The organism is Microbacterium sp. SLBN-146 (assembly GCF_006715145.1).
Taxonomy (GTDB): Bacteria; Actinomycetota; Actinomycetes; order Actinomycetales; family Microbacteriaceae; genus Microbacterium.
Genome location: NZ_VFMR01000001.1, coordinates 2,840,062 through 2,862,786 on the forward strand (window position 1 = coordinate 2,840,062; position 22,725 = coordinate 2,862,786).

The following is a 22,725-nucleotide window of genomic DNA, read 5'->3' on the forward strand; positions in this document are numbered from 1 at the left end:
CTCGTTCGGTGCCCCGGTCGGTGACGGCCGGGGCACCGTCATGTGACACGCGGAATGACACGCTTGTCATTCCGCGTGTTCCTGAGACATAATTGCCGCAAGCACAACCGAATACACATGCACCGTTCGACAGGTCGTAGGGGAAGACGTACCTGACGAAACGGAGACATGATGGCGACACCACAGGCGCGCGGAGTGATCTTCATTCACTCAGCGCCACGAGCGTTGTGCCCCCACCTCGAGTGGGCGGTCGGTCGCGCCCTGGGCCGGGCGGTGAACTTCGAGTGGACGGAACAGCCCGTCCTCGCCGGTAGTCGGCGCGCGGAGTTCTACTGGGAGGGCAACGCCGGAACCGGCGCAGCACTCGCGACAGCGATCCGTGGCTGGGAGCACCTCCGCTTCGAGGTGACGGAGGATCCCACTCCGCGCTCCGACGGCGGCCGGTGGATGCACACGCCCAGCCTCGGCATCCATTTCGCTCAGACCGATACGGCGGGCAATGTCGTCGTCGGCGAGGAACGCGTCCGCTACGCGCTCGAGATCTCCGCGGGCGATCCTATGGAGTTGCGACGCGAGTTGGAGATCGCGCTGGGTGCGGCATGGGACGAAGAACTCGAACCCTTCCGGCACGCGAGCGACGAGGCTCCTGTCGTCTGGCTCCACAAGGTGGGATGAAGCTCGGGCGGTGAGGCGTCATACCTGACGGTCGGTGTCATTCCCGGACGGTAGGAAGACGTATCGCCGCCTGACAACGGCAGATGCCCCGGACCGTGAGGTCCGGGGCATCGTCGCGTGTGCTCAGACGGATGCGAACGCGGCGACCGCGTTGTGCCCGCCGAAGCCGAAGGAGTTGCTGATCGCCAGCTGGTCCCCGGCGCCCAACGGCGTCGGATCGCCCGTCAACCGGAAGGGCACGGCCGGATCCGGCTCGGTGATGTTGATCGTCGGCGGCGCGACACGCTCCTTGATCGCCATGATCGTGAAGATCGCCTCGAGTGCCCCGGTGCCGCCGAGAAGGTGACCCGTCGAGGCCTTCGTCGCGGACACGGGGATCTCGTCGACGCGGGACCCGAAAACAGTACGGAGGGCCTGGTACTCGTTGGGGTCACCCACGGGGGTCGACGTCGCGTGCGCGTTGATGTGCGTGACATCGTCGGGAGACGCGCCGGCCATCGCCAGCGCCATCTCGACGGCACGCGCGGCACCGGTTCCTTCGGGGTCGTTGGCCGTGATGTGGTACGAATCCGCGGTCACGCCGCCGCCCACGATCGCCGCGTAGATCTTGGCGCCGCGCGCGCGCGCGTGCTCTTCCGTCTCCAGGATGAGCACAGCCGCACCCTCTCCCATGACGAAGCCATCACGATCGATGCTCCCCGGACGGGAGGCCGTCGCGGGGGAGTCGTTGCGCTTGGACAGCGCCTGCATGGAGGCGAAAGAAGCGATCGTGATCGGATGGATGGCCGACTCCGTGCCGCCGGCGATCACGACGTCGGCATACCCTGCGCGAATGTGCTCGACGGCGTTCACGATCGACTCGGTGCTCGATGCGCACGCGCTCGCAACCGTGCGCGCATACGCACGCGCGCCGAAGTGCAGCGAAAGGTTGCCCGCCGCGGCGTTCGGCATGAGCATCGGGACCGTCATCGGCATGACCCGGCGCGGTCCCTTCTCGCGCAACGTGTCCCAGGCGTCCAGAAGCGTCCAGACACCGCCGATCCCCGTCGCGAAGTCGACGCCGAGTCGATCGGAATCGACGTCGGGCGAACCGGCGTCCTCCCACGCCTCCTTCGCTGCGATGAGGGCGAGCTGCGACGACGGATCCAGCCGCTTCGCGATGGGCCGCTCGAGGACGGTCTCGGGGCGGACGAGAGCCTCGGCAGCGAAGGTGACGGGCAGCTGGTACTGCTCCACCCAGTCGTGCTCGAGGGTGCGGGCACCGGAGGCGCCGTCGAGCAGAGCCGACCAGCTCTCGGGTGCCGTGCCGCCGATCGGAGACGTTGCTCCGATGCCGGTGACGACGATGCGTGACGATGTCATGGGCGAGATGTGTCCTCGGGGTGAGCCCGGTGGGGGCATGAGCCCCCCACCGGAGGCGGGTTACTCCTGGTTCGACGTGATGAAGGTGACGGCGTCGCCGACAGTCTTGAGGTTCTTGACCTCGTCGTCGGGGATCGTGACGCCGAACTTCTCCTCGGCGTTCACGACGATCGTCATCATCGAGATCGAGTCGATGTCGAGATCGTCGGTGAACGACTTCTCGAGCGCGACCTCGTCGGCCGAGATACCCGTCTCGTCGGTGATGAGCTCGGCAAGTCCGGCGAGGACCTCGTCGTTGCTGAATGCCATGGTGTTCTCCTGTTTCTCCGGGATTCGTGGGCCTCGTTGGGCCAGAAGTCAGTCTAGGGTCGCAGTCGTCGGCCTCACGGGAGGACGACGACCTGTGCACCGAACACGAGTCCGGCGCCGAACCCGATCTGCAGCGCGAGACCACCGCTGAGCTCGGGATGCTCTTCGAGAAGCCTGTGTGTCGCGAGCGGAATGGACGCCGCAGAGGTGTTGCCCGTCGTCTCGATGTCGCGCCCGATGACGACGGTCTCAGGCAGGCGAAGCTGCTTGGCGAACTCGTCGATGATCCGCATGTTCGCCTGGTGCGGGACGAATGCCGCAAGATCGCTGACCTCGACGCCCGCGGCAGCGAGCGCCTCGCGTGCGACCTTCACCATCTCCCACACCGCCCATCGGAAAACGGTCGGACCTTCTTGCCTCAGCGTCGGCCATGCCGCTTCCCCGTCGCGGAACTGCGTGAGGGTCGCGTTCATCCCCACGGCGTCGGCCTTGGAGCCGTCGGATCCCCATACGGTCGGGCCGATCCCGGGCGTGTCGCTCGGGCCGATGACGACCGCGCCGGCACCGTCGCCGAGGAGGAACGAGATGCTCCGATCGGTCGGATCGACGACATCGCTGAGCTTCTCGGCACCGATGACGACGGCGTAATGCGCGAGACCACCGCGGATGAGCGCATCCGCCTGCGCAACGCCGTAGGCGAATCCCGCGCAGGCGGCATTCAGGTCGTACGCGGCTGCCGGGTTGGCGCCGACGCGGTCGGCGACGATCGCGGAGACCGAGGGCGTCTGCTGCGGATTGGAGATCGTCGCGACCAGCACGGCGTCGATGAGCGACGGGTCGACACCCGAACGCTCGATCGCCTCTCGCGCGGCGGTCGTGGCCAGGTCGACGGCGCTCGTCTCCTTGACAGCACGCGTGCGCGTCACGATGCCCGTCCGCTGGCGGATCCACTCGTCGCTCGAGTCGATGGGGCCGACCAGATCGTCATTGGGGACGGCGATCTCGCCACGGGCCGCACCATAGGCGTAGATACGCGTATGTGCCGGGCCGGTGGGCTGTGCGAGGGTCGGGGTCATTCGGAGCCTCCCTGAAGCATCGCCGAGAACTTCTCCCGGTCGGCGGGCGTCTTCATCGCCACGGCAGGCGTCCCGCGCAGTCCGCGCTTGGCGAGACCCGTCAGCGTCCCGCCGGGCGCGAGCTCGACGAGCCCGTCGACTCCCGCGGCGGCGAACGACGCCATGCAGAGGTCCCAGCGCACGGGCGATGCGACCTGTTCGACGAGAAGCCGCGCGAATTCCGCGCCTGAGGAGACGGTCGAACCGTCTCGGTTGGTCCAGATCGTGAGCGTCGGATCGGACACCGACGCGTCCTGAACGGCGGCGCGGAGCGTTTCGACCGCGGGAGCCATGAAGCGCGTGTGGAAGGCGCCAGCGACCTGGAGCGCGATGATGCGCGTTCCCGCAGGGGGTGCCTCCGCGAGTCGTGAGAGAGCATCGAGCGTTCCCGCGGCGACGAGCTGCCCGCCGCCGTTGTAATTCGCCGGCGTGAGGTCGAGTTCCACGAGACGTTCGAGGACCGCTCCCTCGTCTCCGCCGAGAACCGCGCTCATTCCCGTCGACTCTGCCGTCGCTGCCTCAGCCATGGCACGCCCGCGGATGCCGACGAGACGCATGGCGTCTTCCTCCGAGAGGATGCCGGCCGCGGCAGCCGCCGCGAACTCTCCGACGGAGTGCCCGGCAACGCCGTCGACTCGCTCGCGCTCATCCAGCGTGTTCCACGACAACAGACTTGCCGCGACGATGAGGGGCTGGGCGACCTGGGTGTCGCGGATCTGGTCCGCATCCCACTCGGTACCCGCGGCGACGAGGTCGACCCCGGACCACTCCGAGTACGCCGCGAGCCGATCGGCAGCGCCGTCGAGTTCGAGCCACGGCGTGAGGAAACCGGGGGACTGCGAGCCCTGACCCGGGAAGAGGGCAATCATCACTTGTCCATCCTGCCAATCATCGGGAGTGCGTTCTGGCGCTGATCACACAAGAATCGCCGAAGTGTTTGTGCGTGCCGTACAGAAGAGTCGTACGCGCGCTACCGAGCGGTTCGACGCTGCGGAGGACGGCGACGTGCCGCATCCGTGCCGATCGATCCCAGGATGAGTGCCGTCTGAAGGATCAGCGCCTCTCGAGGCCCAGTAGCATCCCACCCGATGACCTCCGAAACGCGCTTCAGCCGGTATCTCACGGTGTTGGGATGCACGAAGAGTTCGCGCGCTGTCGCTTCGAGCGAACGGCCGTTGTCGAGATAGCTCCAGAGCGTCGCGACGAGGTCGGCGCTGTGCGCCTGCAGCGGCCGGTAGATCCGCTCGACGAGCGTCTGCTTGGCGAGCGGGTCGCCGGCCAACGCGCGCTCGGGAAGGAGGTCGTCCGCCTCGACCGGTCGGGGCGCGTGCCGCCAGGCGCGGGCGACGGCGAATCCGGCGAGTGCCGCACGCGCGCTTTGACTTGCCTCGACGAGGGCGGGGACCGACGGACCGAGCACGAGGTGACCGGCCCCGAATCCGGGTTCGAGCCGTCGGGCGATCTCGACGAACGGCAGATCCATGGGGGCTTCGTCGCGCCCTCCCGTCTCGGCGCGTCCGACAACGAGCACGAGCCGTGAGCCCTGCACCCCGATCAGCACATCGACGCCGAGCTTGCGCGCCACCCTCCGCAGTTGATCCACATCGAACTGAGGTGGGGTCGTCCCGACGAGGACCGACACCTCTCCGTGGCCGTGCCATCCGAGTGCGGCGATCCGGCTCGGCAGCTCTTCGTCGGTCTCGCCCGTGAGGATCGAGTCCACGACGAGCGCTTCGAGCCGGGCATCCCACAGCCCTCTCGCCTCCGCGGCACGCGCGTAGACGTCAGCGGCGGCGAAGGCCACGTCACGCGAGTAGAGCAGGATCGCCTCGCGAAGGCTCTCGTCCTTGCCCGCGACGCGCTCTTCCGTGACGCTCACCGTGACGCGGATGAGCTGGAGCGTCTGCTGAAGGCTCACGCTTCGCAGCAGCTCGCGGGGGGCTGCCGCGAAGATGTCCGCCGCGATCCACGGTGTCGAGGCCGGATCTTCGTACCACTGGATGAACGATGTGATGCCCGCCTGTGCGACGAGGCCGACGGCCGACCGGCGCGCCGGAGGCATGTCCGCATACCAGGGCAGCGTGTCTTCGAGTCGCTTGATCGTCGCCGACGCCAGATCTCCCGAGATCTTGCGCAACCACGCAAGGATCTCGGACTTGTCCGCCGCGGACGTGTCTGCCATCGCGGGCGTCAGCTTTCGCCGCCCGCGTTTCCGCTCGTGCCGGCGTTCACGTCGTGCAGGCGATACTTCTCGATCGCCTGCGCCGCGAGCGACGCATCGACCGAGCCCTCGGCGGCGAGAGCCTGGAGGGTGCGGACGACCATCGACGGTCCGTCGATCTTGAAGAAGCGCCGTGCTGCCGCGCGCGTGTCGGAGAAGCCGAATCCGTCGGCACCGAGCGTCCAGTAGTTGTGCTCGACCCACGGGCGGATCTGGTCCTGGACCGCGTTCATGAAGTCGCTCACGGCGACGACGGGGCCGGGCGTCCCACGCAGCTTGTCGGTGATGTACGCCGTCCGAGCGGGCTCCGACGGGTGGAGGAAGTTGTGCTGATCCACCTCAAGTCCGTCACGACGCAGCTCGGTCCACGAGGTGACCGACCAGACGTCCGCCTGGACGCCCCAGTCCTCACGGAGGAGCTCCTGCGCTTCGAGCGCCCACGGGACACCGACACCCGAGGCCAGCAGCTGCGCCTTGGGACCGTCGCCCTCCGACGCGGAGATGCGATGGATGCCGCGGACGATGCCATCGACATCGACATCCGCCGGCTCGGCGGGCTGGACGATCGGCTCGTTGTAGACCGTCAGGTAGTACATGACGTTCGGGTCGTCGTGCTCACCGCCGTACATGCGCTCGAGTCCGTCGCGCACGATGTGGGCGATCTCGTAGCCGTACGCGGGGTCGTACGAGATTGTCGCGGGGTTCGTCGAGGCGAGGAGGTGCGAGTGGCCGTCCGCGTGCTGCAGGCCCTCACCCGTCAAGGTCGTGCGACCCGCCGTGGCTCCGATGATGAAGCCGCGAGCCATCTGGTCGCCCGCCGCCCACTGGGCGTCTCCCGTGCGCTGGAATCCGAACATCGAGTAGAAGACGTAAACGGGGATGAGCGGCTCACCGTGCGTCGCGTACGACGTGCCGGTCGCCGTGAACGCGGCGAGAGCACCCGCCTCGTTGATACCGACGTGCATGATCTGGCCCTGCGGGCTCTCCTTGTAGGCAAGGAGGAGTTCGCGGTCGACCGACGTGTAGTTCTGGCCGTGCGGGTTGTAGATCTTGGCCGTCGGGAAGTAGGCGTCCATGCCGAACGTCCGCGCCTCGTCCGGGATGATCGGGACGATGCGGTGCCCGAAGTCCTTGGCGCGAAGCAGGTCCTTCAGCAGTCGGACGAACGCCATCGTCGTGGCGATCTCCTGCGTGCCGGAGCCCTTCTTGGGCAGCGCGTAGGCCGCGTCGCCGGGCAGCTCGAGACCGACGTGGTGCGTGCGACGCTCGGGGAGGAACCCGCCGAGAGCCTTGCGACGCTCGCGCAGGTACTGGATCGTCTCGTCGTGCTCACCGGGGTTGTAGTACGGCGGGAGGTAGGGGTTCTCCTCGAGCTGCGCGTCGGACACGGGGATGCGCATCGAGTCGCGGAAGTGCTTGAGGTCGTCGAGCGTCATCTTCTTCATCTGGTGGGTCGCGTTGCGTCCCTCGAAGTGGTGACCGAGACCGTAGCCCTTGATCGTCTTCGCGAGGATGACGGTCGGCTGTCCCTTGTGCTCGACGGCGGCCTTGTACGCGGCGTAGACCTTGCGGTAGTCCAGTCCACCGCGGCGAAGCTTGCCCCAGATGTCCTCGTCCGACCAGTCTTTGACGAGCGCTGCGGTCCGCTCGTCGCGACCGAAGAAGTGGTCGCGGATGAACTTGCCGTCCTCGGCGCGGTACGTCTGGAAGTCACCGTCCGGCGTCGTGTTCATGAGGCGGACGAGAGCGCCGTCGACATCCTGCGAGAGGAGCTGGTCCCAACCGGAGCCCCAGACGACCTTGATGACGTTCCAGCCCGCACCGCGGAAGTAGCTCTCGAGCTCCTGGATGATCTTGCCGTTGCCGCGAACCGGGCCGTCGAGGCGCTGCAGGTTGCAGTTCACGACGAAGGTCAGGTTGTCGAGGCCCTCGTTGGCAGCGACCTGCAGCTGTCCGCGGCTTTCGACCTCGTCCATCTCGCCGTCACCGAGGAACGCCCAGACGTGCGAGTCGGAGAGGTCCTTGACGCCACGGTTGGTGAGGTACTTGTTCGTCATCGCCTGATAGATGGCGTTGATCGGGCCGAGTCCCATCGACACCGTCGGGAACTGCCAGTAGTCCGGCATGAGACGGGGGTGCGGGTACGAGGGGATGCCATTGGGCGCGGTCGACTTCTCCTGGCGGAAACCGTCGAGCTGCGCCTCGGTCAGGCGACCCTCGAGGAACGACCGTGCATAGATGCCGGGGGAGGCGTGTCCCTGGATGAAGATCTGGTCGCCGCCGCTCGGGTCGTCGAGCCCGCGGAAGAAGTGGTTGAAGCCGACTTCGTAGAGCGACGCGGACGAGGCATACGTCGAGATGTGGCCACCGACGCCGATCCCGGGGCGCTGCGCGCGGTGCACCGTGACCGCGGCGTTCCACCGGATCCACCGGCGGTAGCGGCGCTCGAGCTCCTCGTCACCGGGGAACTCGGGCTCGGCATCGGGAGAGATGGTGTTGATGTAGTCCGTCGTCGGGACCTGCGGAACGTTCAGCTGCAGTTCGTGCGAGGTCTGCAGGAGGCTCAGCATGATCTCGCGGCCGCGGCCGTGGCCCTTGGCCTGCACGAGCTGCTGAAGGGATTCCCGCCATTCCGATGTCTCTTCGGGGTCGCTGTCGAGCGGCTCCTGCGAGTACGGGTCCTGGTCGTTGACAGTCACGCGAGACCTTTCGTCGTTCTGGCAGGTCATGCCAGGTAATCGCAATAGATGCGGGCGCGCCGTTGTCGGGCGCGCACAACACACCGCCTCTCAGCCTACTCACTCGGAAGGGGTTCGGGATGCCGCACGGCCACCTCGATGAACCGTAGACTGATCCGCGAAGGGCCTTTAGCTCAGCTGGTAGAGCGCCACGTTTACACCGTGGATGTCGTCGGTTCGATCCCGGCAGGGCCCACCGGAAACCGCGCGCCAAGCGGTGATCACTGACTCGGCTAGGTTGATGTCGTGGTGGCGGAGTGGGTGCGGCGGGTGCTCGTCGTCGAAGATCTCGCGGCACTGCGTGTACTGGTCTGCGACCTTCTCGACCGACACGGATTCATCACGGCCGGTGCGGCGGATGCCGCCGATGCCACACGCCTGTTCGCCGAGTTCGACCCCGACGTACTCCTCACCGACATCGATCTGGGCTCGCGGCCCTCGGGTGCGGAACTCGCCGTCATGCTGACGAGGCTCGCCCCGCATGTGGGCGTCGTGTTCTTGAGCAGCTTTCCTCGAGCCGCGGCAGGCGCGACGGCCATGGGCATCCCTCGTGCCGAGTTCGTCTCCAAGCAGCGCCTCGACTCGCCCGATCAGCTCATCTCGGCGATCGAGAGGTCGCTCGCGGTTCGCCCGCTGCCATCGGATCCAGTGATCCATGATCGGGCAGGGCTGGGTGGTCTCACTCGACACCAGCTCGAGGTCCTCGCGATGGTCTCTCGTGGGTGGTCCAACGAGCAGATCGCGCACGCATCTCGCATCTCGGTGCGTGCAGTGGAGCGCTCGATCAGCCGCATATTCGCGCGACTGGGTCTCACGGGCGATCTCGCCATCAACCCTCGGGTCGCCGCGGCGGCGCTGTACATCACCGAGTTCGGCCCAGTTCGGTGAGGGAGCTGCTGTCCGCTGCCGTGCGAGTCCTTGACAGCGGGCGCGTCGTGTCGGGCTGGTCCGTCGCGCTCACGTTGCCGGTGTCCCTGACGGTGATGGCGCCGGCATCGTACGGCGCAGAGCGTCTGACTTGGCTGATGGCCGTCGTGCTGGCCTGGATGTGCTTCGCCGGGGCGCTCGCGTTCCTCGGCTTGCTCGAGAGGCGTCTTGTTCACCCCCGAGTCCGCCGTACGGTCGTGATCGGTGGCGTGATCGCGGCTGCCGCCGCCCGTCCCGTCGTTCTGGACGCATGGGTGACGGCGTTCGGAGGCGATGTCGCGCCCTCGGGGCACCTGCCGTTCCGCGTCGCCACAAATGTCGTCGTGTGGGCGGTCATGCTCCTCACCGTGGCGGTCACCCTGGACGCGTTGCGCGCGCTCCGCACGGCGAACACCCTGCTGCGCTCGGTCCTCCGGGAGCTCGAAACACCACGCAGGAGCGCGCTCGCATACACCTCCCGTGCTCGACGGACGGTGCAGGATGCCACGAGCCACGTGCAGCGAATGGCGGACGCGCTTCAACAGGGTCCGGCGACGAGACCCGATGTGCAGCGCCTTGCGGACGCGCATCTTCGCGGCCCGGCGAGGCGACTGGCGGCACTCGCCAGAGAGAGCGTGGACGACGTCCCGCCCGGCATCGCTCTCGCGGGCACGAGCTCCGCGCGACACATCGCGTTTCGGCTGCCCCCGGCGGGTGTGGTCTCCACGCTGTACGTCGCGTGCATGCTGCCGTACGCCGTTCGCACCGCCCCGCTCTCGGAGATCCTCGCCGGTGTTGCCCTTGTGCTGTGCAGCGGCCTTGCTCTCGACCTCATTCCCCGCCGAATCCTCCGGCGCGGACGCACCGCGGCGCTCACACTTTTCGCTGTCATGGCGCTGAATATCGGCCTCCTTCTGAGCGCCGTGGCATGGATGACGGGCGCGGGGCTGATCACGGGTCTTGTCCCGGCCGTCGTCTACCCGCTGATTGCGTTCTGCACAGCGGGGTGTGCGGGCGAGGTGCGTGCGCTTCGGGTCGAGCAGCGCCGCCTCTCGAATGCACTGACAGGACGAATGCGACTCGCGCACGCCGGCACACGCCGCGCGCGCGAGGGTCTGCGCACGGCGGCGACGTTCCTCCACCGCGACGCGCAGGGGCGCAGCATCGCGTTCGCTCTTCGGCATCCCGAGCCCTCGGCGTCCGCTCTCGCGGAGCTCGTCGACGATCTCGGCGTCGTCGCGCGCCGCGTCGCCGATGTCATGGACGCGCCGCGGCAGCCGCGTGATGCACCGTCGCTCGATGCCCTGGTCGACACCTGGGGCCGCGTGCTGTCGCTTCGCGTCCAGATCGATGCCGAGGCTCGCACAGGGTGCGCCGCGGACGCCGCGGCAGGGTCGGATGTCTACGACATCGTGGCGGAGGGCCTGCTGAACGCCGCCAAACACGGCCTTGGTCGACACGCCGACGTCGTCATCGATCTCGTGACGACGGGCGCCGGACCCCACGTTCGTGTCCGCGTCACGTCACCCGGCGCACTCCCGGCCGGTGTACAACTCCACCCTTCCTCGCATGCTCGCGCGCTGGGGGCTCGGCTGGACGCCGTGCCCGACGGAGTCCGCCTCGAAGGCCGTGTCGCGCTCCTCACACCAGATGCTGTCGTGTCAGCCGACCATCTGGCCGAGGCATCCATCCGCCGTCCGTAGCGTCCTCGTCGGAGCCCACGGGAAGTCGCCTGTGCGCCCGAGACGAACGGATGCCGACGTGCCCGCGTTGCACACTCTCATCCCGATGGCGGTCGGGATGCTCATCTCTCCACTGCCGATCGTTGCGATCATCGCCATCCTGCTGTCGGCGCGAGGACGAAGCGCTGCGCCCGCCTATGCGGCGTCGTTCACTCTTCTCGCGTTCGTTTTCACGGGCCTCGGGGCCGTGAGCGCGGCTGGTGCCTCGGAAGCGAACTCCGGGGGCGGCAAGGTCGCCGTGCTCATCCTGACGATCCTTCTCACCGTCGGCTTCACCGTCCTTGCGCTCACGAGTTGGGTGTCACGGCCGAAGGCGGGCGCAGCACCCGAGCCTCCCGCATGGCTCGCCGCCGTCGACTCGATCACGCCGGCGCGAGCTGCAGGGCTCGGCCTCCTCATGGCGGTGACGAACTCGAAGAACATTCCGTTGGAACTCAAAGCGGGCTCGGTGATCGGCGCTGCGCACGACAATCCCGCCGTCGCGGCGATGATCTGTCTTCTCTTCGCCGTCGCCGGATCCCTCGCCATCATCCTGCCGACGCTTCTCGCATCGAGCGGATCACCAGCGGTCACGCGTGCCCTCGCACGGTTGAAGTCCGACATGATCACGCACAACGCCGTCATCATGACGGTGCTGTTCGCGATCCTCGCGGCCAACGAGGCCGCTCACCTCGTCCACCAGCTCACCGCCTGACCCGGTCAGGCACCCGAAGACAAGAGGTTCTCGCGTGGATCACATCGCTCTTCAACTCACGCCGGCGGAGGCGACGTGCCTCGCCGTCGCACCGAGCGGCACCTTCCGCGGTCGTGTCATCGAGGGCGTGCGTTCGTGGCGAGGCATCCGATTCGGCGAGTCGCCGGGCGGGGCGCTCCGCTGGCGCGATCCGATTCCCACGTCGCCCGCGGAGCACGAGGTCGATGCACGTTGCTACGGGCCGGTGTGCCCGCAGCGCATGAACCCCGCCGTCCCCCTGGGAGGCCACGCGGACATGGACGAGAACTGTCTCGTCCTCAACGTGTGGTCGCCGGGAGGTCCCGCGGAGGATCCCGCACCCGTCACCGGTGGCGAGCACGGTTCAGAAACTCTGCCCGTCATGGTGTGGCTGCACGGCGGCGCCTACACCTTCGGAGCGTCGAGCCAACCGCTCTTCGACGCGACGTCGATGGTGACGAACGGCGACGTCGTGGTCGTGACCGTCAACTACCGACTCGGCGCGTTCGGCTTCCTCGACCTCGCCGGTCTGCTTCCCGACGCCGGATTCGATCGCAACCTCGCTCTGAAGGACGTTCTCCTCGCCCTCCGCTGGGTGCGCGACAACATCAGCGCTTTCGGCGGTGACGCCGAACGCGTGACGGTCTTCGGGGAATCCGCTGGCGCCGGACTCGTCACGACGCTGCTTGCGACCCCCTCGGCCGAAGGGCTCTTCCATCGCGCGATCGCCCAGTCCTCGCCCGCGTCGAGCATCTACGGCATCGAGCGCGCACGCGTCGTCGCGGAACGGTTCGTCCGCGCGATCGGGGTGACGTCGGACGATCCCGTCGTCATCGCCGACGCGCTTCGGGCGTGCTCCGCCGATGACATCGTGTCCGCCGGGATGACGGTCTACGCCGACGTGCCGACAGAGGTTCCCGGCACTCTCGCTTTCGCTCCCGTCATCGACGGCGACCTGCTGCCGGAATCTCCTGCCGTCGCGTTGCACGAGGGACGCGGGCTGCCCGTGCCGCTGATCATCGGGACGAACAAGGACGAAGCCTCGCTCTTCCGCTTCATGAAGTCGCCCCTCATGCCGATCACCGACGATCGCATCCAGCAGATGATCGAAAACATGCGCCTCGACGACCCGACGGTGGACGTGCCCCCGCTCGCGCAGATACGCACGGCCTACGAGCACGCCCGCCACCGGGCGATCGGTCTCGGGATCGCGCGCGACATCGGATTTCGGATGCCGACGCTGTGGATCGCCGAGGGACACGCTCGAGTGGCCGATGTGTGGCTTTACCGATTCGATCACGCGTCGCCGTTCCTCCGCCTGATCGGACTCGGCGCGACTCATGCGACCGAGCTGCCCTACCTGTGGGGCAATCTCGACGGCGGGCCCAAGGATCCGACGTTCCGACTGGGCGGCAGACGCCTCGCGCAGGCCGTTTCTCGGCGGATGCAGGAGCGGTGGACCTCTTTCGCGCACGGACGCACGCCCGACGCCGCGGACACCGTCGTCTGGGGTCGGTACCGAACCGTCGATGGCACCGGGGACGGGGATCGCCCACGCGAGACGCTCGTGATCGATCATGTCGACACGCTCGTTTCGGACCCCGACGCCTCTCTTCGCACCGCCTGGGGGGACGAGGTCCTCACGTTCCGCTGAGCCGCATCGGACGCGCTCTCCAGTTGAGTAACGGCGCTGTGCGAGGATGCGCGCATGGACGAAGACTTCGACGAGTTCCGCGCTCGCATCGAGCCCGCTTTGCGCTCTCGCGATCTCGCGGAACTCGGGCGTGTGCTCGGTCAACACGACGCACCTGAGATCGCACGGCTGCTCGAGCGCGAAGACGCGACGGATCGCGCCGTGCTGTATCGGCTTCTTCCGCGTGACACGGCGCTCGAGGTGTTCGAGCTCCTCGACTCGGGCATGCGGGCGGAGCTGTTCACGGGACTCCGCGCCGATGACGTCGCCCGTGTCTTCGAGGACCTCGATCCCGACGACCGCGCACAGCTGGTGGATGAGCTTCCCGCGGGGGTCGCCCAGAAGCTCATGAGCGGGCTGTCGGTGCGCGAACGCGAGCTGACCGCGCCGATGCTCGGCTATCCGAAGGACAGCATCGGCAGGTTCATGAGTACGGAGTACGTGCGGCTCCAGCCCCAGTTCACGGTGGGCGATGCGCTCACCCACGTGCGGCATCGGGGCCAGGATGCCGAGACGATCTACACGCTTCCCGTGACAGACGCGCATCGGCGCGTGCTCGGGGTCGTCGGTCTCCGCGATCTCGTCATGGGGCCGTCGGATCGACTCGTCGCCGACATGATGACCGACGCCCGGCATCTGCACGCGCGTGAGGAGGCCGAGACGGCGGCCCGGGCGCTCGTCGAGGCGCAGCTGCTCGCGGCACCGGTGGTCGACGGCGAAGACCGGCTCGTCGGCATCCTCACGATCGACGACGCGTCGCGGATCGTCGAAGAAGCGGAAGACGAGGATGCGGCGCGTCAGGGTGCATCGGAGCCACTGCGCCGCCCGTACCTCACGACACCCGTCTTCGGAATCGTCCGCTCGCGCGTCGTGTGGCTGCTGGTCCTCGCCGTTTCGGCTCTCTTCACTGTCGGCGTGCTCGACATCTTCGAGGCGACGCTCGAGCAGGTCGTCACCCTCGCGCTGTTCATTCCGCTCCTCACCGGCACCGCCGGCAACACGGGCGCGCAGGCGGCGACGACCGTGACCCGCGCGCTGGCGATCGGAGAAGTGTCCGTGCGGGATGCCGCATCCGTCGCGTGGCGCGAGGTCCGCGTCGGCGCACTCCTCGGAGGAATGCTCGGAGTGCTCGGATTCGTCCTCGCCAGTGCCGTCTTCAGCGTCCCCCTCGGACTCGTCATCGGCCTCACCCTTTTCAGCGTCTGCACGCTCGCGGCGACCGTCGGCGGCGTCATGCCGATGCTCGCGCGGGTCCTCCGCGCCGACCCCGCCGTCTTCAGCACACCGTTCATCTCGACCTTCTGCGACGCGACGAGCCTCATCATCTACTTCCTCGTCGCCACTTGGATCCTCCAGCTGTGACCGCGGCCTGGGCACCACGGTAGGTTTGGATATGTGAACGCGAGCCCAGCCGATCAGCACAGACTGCTTGAAGTAGCCGAACTCGACGGCCGCATCCGCCGGGCCGAGCACGCACGCAAGAACCCGCCGCAGGCCGGTCGGATCCAAGAGCTCCTCTCGCAGCGCCAGGTGCTCTCGCACGAGCTCGCCACCCGCCTGGGCGCCCGAGACGACCTCCGCGCCGAGATCGCACGGATCGAATCAGACGTCGCGATCGTGGATGCGCGTTCGGCACGCGACAGCGGGCGGCTGGCGTCGTCGTCCAATGCGAAAGAGGCACAGGGCTTGGAGTCCGAGCTGCAGGCCCTCGCCCGACGCAAGAGCGACCTCGAAGACGCGGAACTCGACGCGATGGACCGACTCGAGCAGGCCGACGCGGCCGTCGCCGAGCAGGAAGCCGCGATCGCCGCGATGAACGCGGAAGGTGCCGAGCTGAGTGCCGAGGCGAAGCGCATCGTCGCGGAGGCCACGGCAGCCGCCGAGGCGGGTCTTCGGGATCGTGCAGCCGTCGCCGGGGCGATCCCCGCCGACCTGCTCGCACTCTATGACCGGATCGCCGCGCGCGGGACCGGCGCAGCTGCGCTCCTTCGTCGTACGTGCGAAGGATGCCGGATGGTGTTGTCGGGCAACGATCTGAACCGCATCCGCGCCGCGGCTCCCGATGCCGTCGTGACGTGTCCGGAGTGCGGCTGCATCCTCGTGCGCTCCGAGGAGTCGGGCCTCTGACCTATGTCCGGTGGCCCTGAGCCGGCCTGGATCGTCCTCGGCCGAGCCGAAGGCACCGCAGTGGCCGCCGTCGCACTCGACATCGAGGGGCAAGAACTCTCCCGCGATCGCATCGCGCAGGCTGACGTACCCGGCTGGGTGGAACGCGAAGAGCAGAGGCATCGCCCGCGCTGGGTGTGGAGCGACGCCCCGCAGTGGTACGGCCCGATCGTCGCCGCGGGGCACCGCGTGGCGCGCTGTCACGATCTTCGACTCGTACATGCGATCCTCCGGGATAGTGCGCTCGTCCGCCCCGAAGCACCTGTCAAGGACCCCTCGTCCTGGGACTCCCCGCCCGCGGAGCAGGATACGCGCGGGGCGACGCTCTTCGATCTCGCCGACGCCGAGAGTGTGACGACTCCGCACGACATCGACGAAGCACTGGCGGAGTTCCAGCGTCAGCGAGCGGCCATCGCGGAAGGCGCTGACGCGACACGTCTACGGCTTCTCGCCGCCGCGGAGTCGGCCGGGGCACTGATCGCCGTCGAGCTGCGAGCCGCCGGAGTGCCGTGGGATGCCGGCAAGCACGACGCCATCCTTCAGGACGCCTTGGGTCCGCGACCTCACAGCGGGGGAGTGCCCACGAAGATGCTGACCGCTGCGGACCGCGTACGAACGGCCCTGGGAGACCCGGCGGTGAGTCTCGACTCGCAACCGAAGCTCCTCCGAGCGCTCCATCGATCCGGAGTCCAGGTCGCGTCGACGAGCCGGTGGGAGCTCGCCCAGCACACGCACCCCGTCATCGAGCCGTTGCTCGAGTACAAGAAGCTCGCTCGGCTCCTGTCGGCGAACGGATGGGCGTGGCTCGACGACTGGGTCGCCGGTGGCCGGTTCCGCCCTGTCTACGTGCCGGGCGGCGTCGTGACAGGACGCTGGGCGTCGTCAGGGGGCGGAGCACTGCAGCTCCCTCGCCAACTCCGCGCCGCGGTCCGCGCTGATCCCGGATGGAAGCTCGTCGTCGCCGACGTGGCGCAGCTGGAGCCGCGTGTCCTCGCGGGGATGTCGCGCGACATGGCACTTGCGGATGCCGCGCGTGGCCGCGATCTGTACAGCGGCATCGTCGACAGCGGCGCTGCCGCCACACGCGACGAAGCGAAGCTCGCGATTCTCGGCGCCATGTACGGGGCGACGACGGGAGACTCCGGCCGCCTCGTTCCGCGACTTCGCCGCATCTTTCCGCGCGCGATGGCGCTCGTCGACGATGCTGCGCGAGTGGGCGAAGACGGCGGCATCGTCACGACGTGGCTCGGTCGCTCCTCGCCCCCACCATCATCGGAGTGGGTCGAGATCCTCGCCCGCGCGACGGAAGCCGACGCCACCCCCGCCCAGGAGCTCGGGGCCCGTCGCCTCGCACGCGACCGCGGGCGCTTCACGCGCAACTTCGTCGTCCAGGGGACGGCCGCCGAGTGGGCGCTCGCGTGGCTCGCCGATCTGCGACTGCGTCTCGCGGAACTGCGGGGGAGCGCGGCCGACGCAGGTCATTCCCGGTCGGGGCCCGCCTTCGCGGAGCATCCGCATCTCGCGTTCTTCCTGCATGACGAGGTCATCGTGCACGCGCCCGCATCGACCGCCGATGCGGTCGCCGACGCAATCGCGGGCGCAGCAGATGCCGCAGGGCACCTGCTCTTCGGCGACTTCCCGCTCGACTTCCCCCTCGACCTTCGCATCACTGACTCCGCCGAGAAGTCGTGAGGGCTCACACGCAGGCGCGCTCCGCAACCGTGACGGACGACGGGCCCATGAGGGGAGTGTGGACGATTGCGAGCTGCCGCGCCTGATCCTCGGGGAGGAAGAAGTGGAACTCGAGGCGGTTCTCCTCGGCGGGCGAGAGATTGACGCGCGCGGCGCTCGTCGCGCGTCCGTCCGACATCGCGGTCGCGGCCGGATAGGTCTCGCCCTTGACGATCACCTCTCCTGCGAACGAGCCGCGCGGGCCCTCGACGGAGACATTCGTTCCGATGTCTCCCGCCCCGACGCCGAAGAGTCCTCCGCCGGTGACGCTGGTGGGCCACGTCTCGACGTCAGCGGGAGCGGTGCTGGCCATGTCGACGGTGACGACGACCTCGGCCAGCCCTTGGGGGGTGCACCCGCTCACGGCGGCGTCGATGTCGATGTCGAGGAAGCGGGCCATCTTCGCGCCGGTCGCGTCGTTGAAGTAGACCGCGAAAGCACCGTCACCCGCGGCGTCCTGTCGTGCCCGCGGACCCGAGAGACTCGCACCGATGCCCTCGTTCTCGGCGGGGTCGGCGTTCCACACCGAGATGCGTCCTTGCTCGATGGGAGCCTGCAGCGCCGTCGCGAGGCTCACGATGTCGATCCCCCCCGATGACAAGCGTGTGAAGACCGCGTCCACCGCCGCCTGGTAGAGCTCCGTCTGCTCCTCGGAACTCATGGTCAGGTATGGCTGGACGAGCAGCATTTCCTCGAGGTTGTCGGCAGTGAGCTGCGTGCCGTTCGGCAGATCGACGGGGCCCGTCGCGCTCAGCAGTGCACCGAGCACGTACGGATCGACGGACACGATCGTGTCGGGGGTGGTTCCCGTGCGCTCCTGCCACCACGCGGTGGCGATCTCGGCGGTCAACGCGAAATCCGCTGGGGCGGAGGCATTCTGAACGAAGCGGCCGACGACGTCGGAGTAGACGGTCGTCACCTCCGCCGGCAGGTCGACGATGGACGCGGCGTGCGGTGCGAATTCACGAGACTGCGCTTGCCCGACGAGGGAGAGTCGGCCGTCGCTCGCCTTGACTTCGGCGAAGGTGCCCGTGATCCCCCCTCCCGTACGCAGTTCGGCGGGGTTCTGCAGCATGACGAGGATCGTCCGCTCTCGATCGAGCCCGAGGATCGCGGGGAGGACGTCACTCGCTCGAGCCGCGGCGTCGAGCGCGGGCGCCGCGACGTCTACGAACTCGCGCACCTCGTCGACGCCGCGGGAGACCGGAGAGATCAGCGCGGAGGTGTCGACGGCATCCAATTGTTCTGCGGCATCCTGCATCGTGCCGTTGAGCTCGTCTATCGATCCGCTCGCGTCACGGAGAGTCGCAAGCGGGAGGAGCTGACCGCTGTCCTCCGAAGCCGAAAGATCGCGGACGAACGCGGTCAGCGCGGGCAGCTGTGCCGAGATCGCATCGAGCTCGGATGCCACGATCCGGACCGCCTGCAAATTGGTGCCGACGGCGGGAACGGCTTCTGCCGCCGCCCAGACCGGGTCGCTCGAGAGGGATGCCGCAGTTTCGGCGTGCCCCGCGAAGTCGGGAATCAGCTGGTCGACACGATCCAGATCACCGGACTCGAACGCCGACTTCAGCTCTTGCGCGAGAGGAGTGAGACTGTCGACTTCGGACTTGATGAGCAGCGCGCGCACGCCGACCCACGTGCTGAGGCCTACGAGCACGAGGAGCGCCAGGCCGAGCACGATCACGATGACGCGCGCACCCTTTCGTCGGGGTGCGAGCGCCGGTGTGGCGCCGGACACGATCTCAGGCGCGCGAGCGGCGGCGGCGCTGAACGACCAGGAAGCTCACACCCGCGAGGACGATCACTCCACCGGCGATGCTGAGCGGAAGCACGGCTGCGCTCAGACCCGTGGCGGGAAGGAAGCCCGCCGTCTGGGCCGACGAACGAGGCCCGGAAAGGCACTCGGGCGTCGCCTGCGGGTAGGACAACGCGACGGCGAGATTCGGGTTGACTCGGATCTCCGACGTGATGTCACCGCGGGTCCAGCGATAGTTGCCGTCAGTCTCGACCCACGCACCGGACGCGTTCTGGGCCCAGCCCGGCCATCCGTTCGCCACGCCGCTCGCGTCGACCGATGCACCCGGCCACAGAATGCGGCCGCTCAGGCGGTTGTTCTGAAGGGTTCCCAGAGGGATCTCTAGCGAATCGGTGCCGTTCGTCATGAAGAGCGTCGCCGTCTTGTCCGTCGACACGTTGTCAGGATCGGTCAACTCCAGTGAATACGAGATCCACGGGACGTCCCGCTCGCAATCGCCGATCGCCGTCGAACCGGCGATCGATGGCGTGATCGGCTCGTCGGGCGTGTAGTCCGACGTCTGCAGCGGAGCCGGTGACTCGACGACATCGTCAGCGAGTGCCATCGTCGAACCGCTGAACACGAGCGCTGCCCCCAAAGCAACGCCAGCAATGAGCTTGCGCATGAAAATCAGGCCTCCCCAAAGGCTGAATACCTGCAACGCGACCCCAGTGCGCGTCGACAGTGTTCACAACCTACTACTACGAACCTGGATTTGCACCGTGTTCTGCGCGATTCGAGATAAAGTCGAGACGCGAATGGGTCGACTGGACGGTCGCGTTGCGGGTGGTTTCCGCTCGTACCGAGGAACGTCCGGGCTCCATAGGGCAGGGCGGTGGGTAACACCCACCCGGAGCAATCCGCGAGACAGTGCCACAGAGAGCAGACCGCCAGGACGCGAGTCCCGGTAAGGGTGAAAGGGTGGTGTAAGAGACCACCGGGTTCGCGGTGACGCGAACCGCACGGCAAACCTCGCCCGGAGCAAGGCCAGACAGGGGATGCAGACGCTGCCCGCCGAGTCCCCGGGTAGGCCGCTAGAACGGCATGGCAACGTGTCGTCGAGAGAGATGACCGTCCACGAAGCGCGAGCTTCCGGACAGAACCCGGCGTACAGGTCGACCCATTCGCCGCCCTCGCGTCAGCTCAGTGCGAGGGCCGCCGCGCCGATGATGCCGGCGTTGTTGCGGTGCACTGCCGGCACGATCTCGGTCTTGAGCTTGAGCAGTGGCAGGAACTTGTCGGCATGCTTCGACACGCCGCCGCCCACGACGAACAGGTCGGGGCTGAAGAGGAACTCGATGTAGTCGTAGTACCACTGCAGCCGCTCGGCCCATTTCTCCCACGAGAGCTCGTCGCGCTCCATGGCGGAGTACGCGGCATAGGCCTCGGCGTCCTTCCCATGCTTGGCCCGCTGGACGTGACCGAGCTCGGAGTTCGGGATCAGCACGCCGTTGTAGAGAAGCGCCGATCCGATCCCCGTCCCGAGCGTCGTGAGGATCGTGAGCCCTTTCCGGCCCTTCGCCGCCCCGTAGCGCACCTCGGCGACCCCTGCGACATCAGCGTCATTGGCGAAGTGGATGTCACGACCCAGACCGTCTTCGAAGAACTTCTCGGCTTCGAATCCGATCCACTTCTTCGAGACGTTGGCCGCCGACAGCGTCTGACCGTTCTTCACGATCGCGGGGAACGCGACCCCGAGCGGGATCGCATCGTCGGCGATCTCGAGACGGTCGAGTACTTCGCGCACGGCGCCGAGGACGTCGGGCGGCTCAGCGCCCTCCGGGGTGAACACCTTGACGCGATCGCTCAGCAGGATCCCCTTCTCGAGGTCGACGATGCCCGCTTTGATGCCCGTACCGCCGATGTCCACACCGACCGCGCGTGTTGCCTCTGTAGCCATGCGCCCAGCCTATCCAGCACGCACCTCCGGATCAGTAGGATCGTGGTGGCGGGATCATCCGCAGGCCCGCGACGCGGGCACCCCAGGGAGGAGACACGGTGTCCGGCGACAGCGAGAAGTACTGGTACAACCTCACGACGGGTGAAGTGGAGAAGGGCTTCGCGTCGCCGGCAATCGACCGCGCCGGCCCCTTCGACACGGCTGAGGAGGCCGCCAAGGCGCCCGAGGTTCTTCGGGAGCGCTCGCGGGCATGGTCGGAGGACGAAGCACGCGACGACAACTGGGGCGCGGGCGACGCCGGTACGGAGCGATGACGATGGACAAGCAGCGCGATTTCGTCCTCCGCACGATCGAAGAGCGCGGCGTCAAGTTCGTCCGCTTGTGGTTCACCGATGTCATCGGAACCCTGAAGTCGGTCGCGATCGCGCCCGCCGAGGTGGAAGGCGCCTTCACGGAAGGCCTCGGGTTCGACGGATCGGCGATCGAGGGCCTCACTCGCTCCTACGAGTCGGACCTGCTCGCCCACCCCGACCCGACGACGTTCCAGACGCTGCCGTGGCGCGGAGAGATCGATCCGACCGGTCGCATGTTCTGCGACATCACGACACCGGACGGTCAGCCCGCCGTGGCCGACCCCCGGCACGTCCTGAAGCGCTCGCTCGCGAAGGCGGCGGATGCGGGCTTCACGTTCTACACGCATCCCGAGATCGAGTTCTATCTCCTGAAGTCGTCGGCCTACGGTCAGGAAGGCCCCGAACCGGTCGATTCCGCCGGGTACTTCGACAACGTCCCTGGCGGCACTGCGCACGACTTCCGGCGCAGGTCGGTGCGGATGCTGGAAGACCTCGGCATCTCCGTCGAGTTCAGCCACCACGAAGGCGGCCCCGGTCAGAACGAGATCGACCTGCGATACGCGGATGCGCTCGCGACGGCCGACAACATCATGACCTTCCGCACCGTCATCAAAGAGGTCGCGATCGAGCAGGGTGTGTACGCCACTTTCATGCCCAAGCCCCTCAGCGGAAAGCCCGGCAGCGGGATGCACACGCACATGTCGCTTTTCGAGGGCGACCAGAACGCGTTCTACGAAGAGGGCGCGCAGTACCAGCTCTCCAAGATCGGGCGCCAGTTCATCGCGGGTCTGCTTCGTCACGCCAACGAGATCTCGGCCGTCACGAACCAGTTCGTCAACTCCTACAAGCGCCTCTGGGGCGGGGACGAAGCACCGAGCTTCATCTGCTGGGGCCACAACAACCGCTCGGCTCTCGTCCGCGTGCCGATGTACAAGCCCAACAAGGGACAGTCTTCCCGTGTGGAGTACCGGGCCCTCGACTCGGCGGCGAACCCGTATCTGTCGTACGCACTGCTCCTGGCCGCTGGGCTCAAGGGCATCGAGGAGGAGTATGAACTCCCCGCCGAAGCCGAAGACAACGTCTGGTCGTTGACGGACGGCGAACGACGCGCACTCGGGTACGCACCCCTGCCGCAGAGCCTCGACCACGCCCTCAGCTTCATGGAGGAGTCGGAACTCGTCGCCGAGACGCTGGGGGAGCAGGTCTTCAACTACGTTCTGCTCAACAAGCGGCGCGAGTGGCAGGAGTACCGCTCGCAGGTGACGCCGTTCGAGCTCAAGAGCAACCTCGAGATGCTCTGAAGC

Annotated in this window: 19 protein-coding genes, 1 tRNA gene and 1 other RNA gene; 12 read left to right on the top strand and 9 right to left on the bottom strand. The window is 67.6% G+C overall.

What is annotated here, in order from left to right; genetic code table 11:
* Nucleotides 1–171: 171 nt before the first annotated feature.
* Nucleotides 172–675, top strand: a complete 504-nt coding sequence (locus FBY39_RS12695; RefSeq protein WP_141934179.1) for a DUF3145 domain-containing protein — start codon at nucleotides 172–174, stop codon at nucleotides 673–675.
* 123 nt (nucleotides 676–798) lie between these two features.
* On the opposite strand, the gene FBY39_RS12700 is transcribed toward FBY39_RS12695, so the two are convergent.
* The 6 genes from FBY39_RS12700 to aceE form a co-directional block, all read right to left on the bottom strand.
* The gene (locus tag FBY39_RS12700; RefSeq protein WP_141932635.1) at nucleotides 799–2,037 is read right to left on the bottom strand and encodes a beta-ketoacyl synthase; all 1,239 of its coding nucleotides are present in this window, start codon (nucleotides 2,035–2,037) and stop codon (nucleotides 799–801) included.
* Nucleotides 2,038–2,097: 60 nt separating this feature from the next.
* On the bottom strand, nucleotides 2,098–2,346 hold the full coding sequence (locus FBY39_RS12705; protein WP_141932636.1) for an acyl carrier protein: 249 nt from the start codon (nucleotides 2,344–2,346) through the stop codon (nucleotides 2,098–2,100).
* A gap of 74 nt (nucleotides 2,347–2,420) precedes the next feature.
* On the bottom strand, nucleotides 2,421–3,422 hold the full coding sequence (locus FBY39_RS12710; protein WP_141932637.1) for a beta-ketoacyl-ACP synthase III: 1,002 nt from the start codon (nucleotides 3,420–3,422) through the stop codon (nucleotides 2,421–2,423).
* A complete protein-coding gene (locus tag FBY39_RS12715; RefSeq protein WP_141932638.1) occupies nucleotides 3,419–4,333 on the bottom strand; it encodes an ACP S-malonyltransferase in 915 nt (304 codons plus the stop codon). The genes FBY39_RS12710 and FBY39_RS12715 overlap by 4 nt, the downstream gene beginning before the upstream one ends.
* A 98-nt stretch (nucleotides 4,334–4,431) precedes the next feature.
* A complete protein-coding gene (locus FBY39_RS12720) occupies nucleotides 4,432–5,643 on the bottom strand; it encodes a CdaR family transcriptional regulator (protein ID WP_141932639.1) in 1,212 nt (403 codons plus the stop codon).
* 8 nt (nucleotides 5,644–5,651) lie between these two features.
* The gene (aceE, locus tag FBY39_RS12725) at nucleotides 5,652–8,381 is read right to left on the bottom strand and encodes a pyruvate dehydrogenase (acetyl-transferring), homodimeric type (protein WP_141932640.1); all 2,730 of its coding nucleotides are present in this window, start codon (nucleotides 8,379–8,381) and stop codon (nucleotides 5,652–5,654) included.
* 162 nt (nucleotides 8,382–8,543) lie between these two features.
* Here aceE and FBY39_RS12730 point away from each other — a divergent pair.
* From FBY39_RS12730 to FBY39_RS12765, 8 genes are all read left to right on the top strand, one after another.
* Nucleotides 8,544–8,616: transfer RNA gene (locus FBY39_RS12730), tRNA-Val, on the top strand.
* A 50-nt stretch (nucleotides 8,617–8,666) separates the two neighbouring features.
* Complete coding sequence (locus FBY39_RS12735) at nucleotides 8,667–9,308, top strand: response regulator (RefSeq protein WP_141932641.1); 642 nt, start codon at nucleotides 8,667–8,669, stop codon at nucleotides 9,306–9,308.
* Nucleotides 9,309–9,328: 20 nt separating this feature from the next.
* Nucleotides 9,329–11,029 carry a hypothetical protein gene (locus FBY39_RS12740; RefSeq protein WP_141932642.1) on the top strand — a complete coding sequence of 567 codons (1,701 nt, stop codon included), beginning with the start codon at nucleotides 9,329–9,331 and terminating at the stop codon, nucleotides 11,027–11,029.
* A 58-nt stretch (nucleotides 11,030–11,087) separates the two neighbouring features.
* A complete protein-coding gene (locus tag FBY39_RS12745) occupies nucleotides 11,088–11,762 on the top strand; it encodes a GAP family protein (RefSeq protein ID WP_141932643.1) in 675 nt (224 codons plus the stop codon).
* Nucleotides 11,763–11,796: 34 nt separating this feature from the next.
* Nucleotides 11,797–13,434: a carboxylesterase/lipase family protein gene (locus tag FBY39_RS12750; protein ID WP_260837967.1), complete on the top strand. Its 1,638-nt coding sequence runs from the start codon at nucleotides 11,797–11,799 to the stop codon at nucleotides 13,432–13,434.
* Nucleotides 13,435–13,488: 54 nt separating this feature from the next.
* A complete protein-coding gene (gene mgtE, locus FBY39_RS12755; RefSeq protein ID WP_141932644.1) occupies nucleotides 13,489–14,835 on the top strand; it encodes a magnesium transporter in 1,347 nt (448 codons plus the stop codon).
* 33 nt (nucleotides 14,836–14,868) lie between these two features.
* Nucleotides 14,869–15,600: a zinc ribbon domain-containing protein gene (locus FBY39_RS12760; RefSeq protein ID WP_141932645.1), complete on the top strand. Its 732-nt coding sequence runs from the start codon at nucleotides 14,869–14,871 to the stop codon at nucleotides 15,598–15,600.
* Nucleotides 15,601–15,603: 3 nt separating this feature from the next.
* A complete protein-coding gene (locus tag FBY39_RS12765) occupies nucleotides 15,604–17,331 on the top strand; it encodes a bifunctional 3'-5' exonuclease/DNA polymerase (RefSeq protein WP_141932646.1) in 1,728 nt (575 codons plus the stop codon).
* Between the two features lie 4 nt (nucleotides 17,332–17,335).
* Here the strand turns inward: FBY39_RS12765 and FBY39_RS12770 are convergent, their stop codons facing one another.
* Together FBY39_RS12770 and FBY39_RS12775 are read right to left on the bottom strand one after the other, a co-directional pair.
* Complete coding sequence (locus tag FBY39_RS12770; protein ID WP_141932647.1) at nucleotides 17,336–19,111, bottom strand: DUF4012 domain-containing protein; 1,776 nt, start codon at nucleotides 19,109–19,111, stop codon at nucleotides 17,336–17,338.
* A 4-nt stretch (nucleotides 19,112–19,115) separates the two neighbouring features.
* The gene (locus FBY39_RS12775; protein WP_260837968.1) at nucleotides 19,116–19,793 is read right to left on the bottom strand and encodes an LPXTG cell wall anchor domain-containing protein; all 678 of its coding nucleotides are present in this window, start codon (nucleotides 19,791–19,793) and stop codon (nucleotides 19,116–19,118) included.
* A 134-nt stretch (nucleotides 19,794–19,927) separates the two neighbouring features.
* Here FBY39_RS12775 and rnpB point away from each other — a divergent pair.
* An RNA gene (gene rnpB / locus FBY39_RS12780) (RNase P RNA component class A) lies at nucleotides 19,928–20,295 on the top strand.
* Nucleotides 20,296–20,306: 11 nt separating this feature from the next.
* Here the strand turns inward: rnpB and ppgK are convergent.
* Nucleotides 20,307–21,068 carry a polyphosphate--glucose phosphotransferase gene (gene ppgK / locus FBY39_RS12785; RefSeq protein WP_141932648.1) on the bottom strand — a complete coding sequence of 254 codons (762 nt, stop codon included), beginning with the start codon at nucleotides 21,066–21,068 and terminating at the stop codon, nucleotides 20,307–20,309.
* Between the two features lie 98 nt (nucleotides 21,069–21,166).
* On the opposite strand from ppgK, the gene FBY39_RS12790 reads away from it, so the two are divergent.
* Both FBY39_RS12790 and FBY39_RS12795 read left to right on the top strand, forming a co-directional pair.
* Nucleotides 21,167–21,382, top strand: a complete 216-nt coding sequence (locus tag FBY39_RS12790; protein WP_141932649.1) for an SPOR domain-containing protein — start codon at nucleotides 21,167–21,169, stop codon at nucleotides 21,380–21,382.
* A gap of 2 nt (nucleotides 21,383–21,384) precedes the next feature.
* Nucleotides 21,385–22,722, top strand: coding sequence for a glutamine synthetase family protein (locus FBY39_RS12795; protein ID WP_141934185.1), 1,338 nt, complete (start codon nucleotides 21,385–21,387; stop codon nucleotides 22,720–22,722).
* Nucleotides 22,723–22,725: the final 3 nt, after the last annotated feature.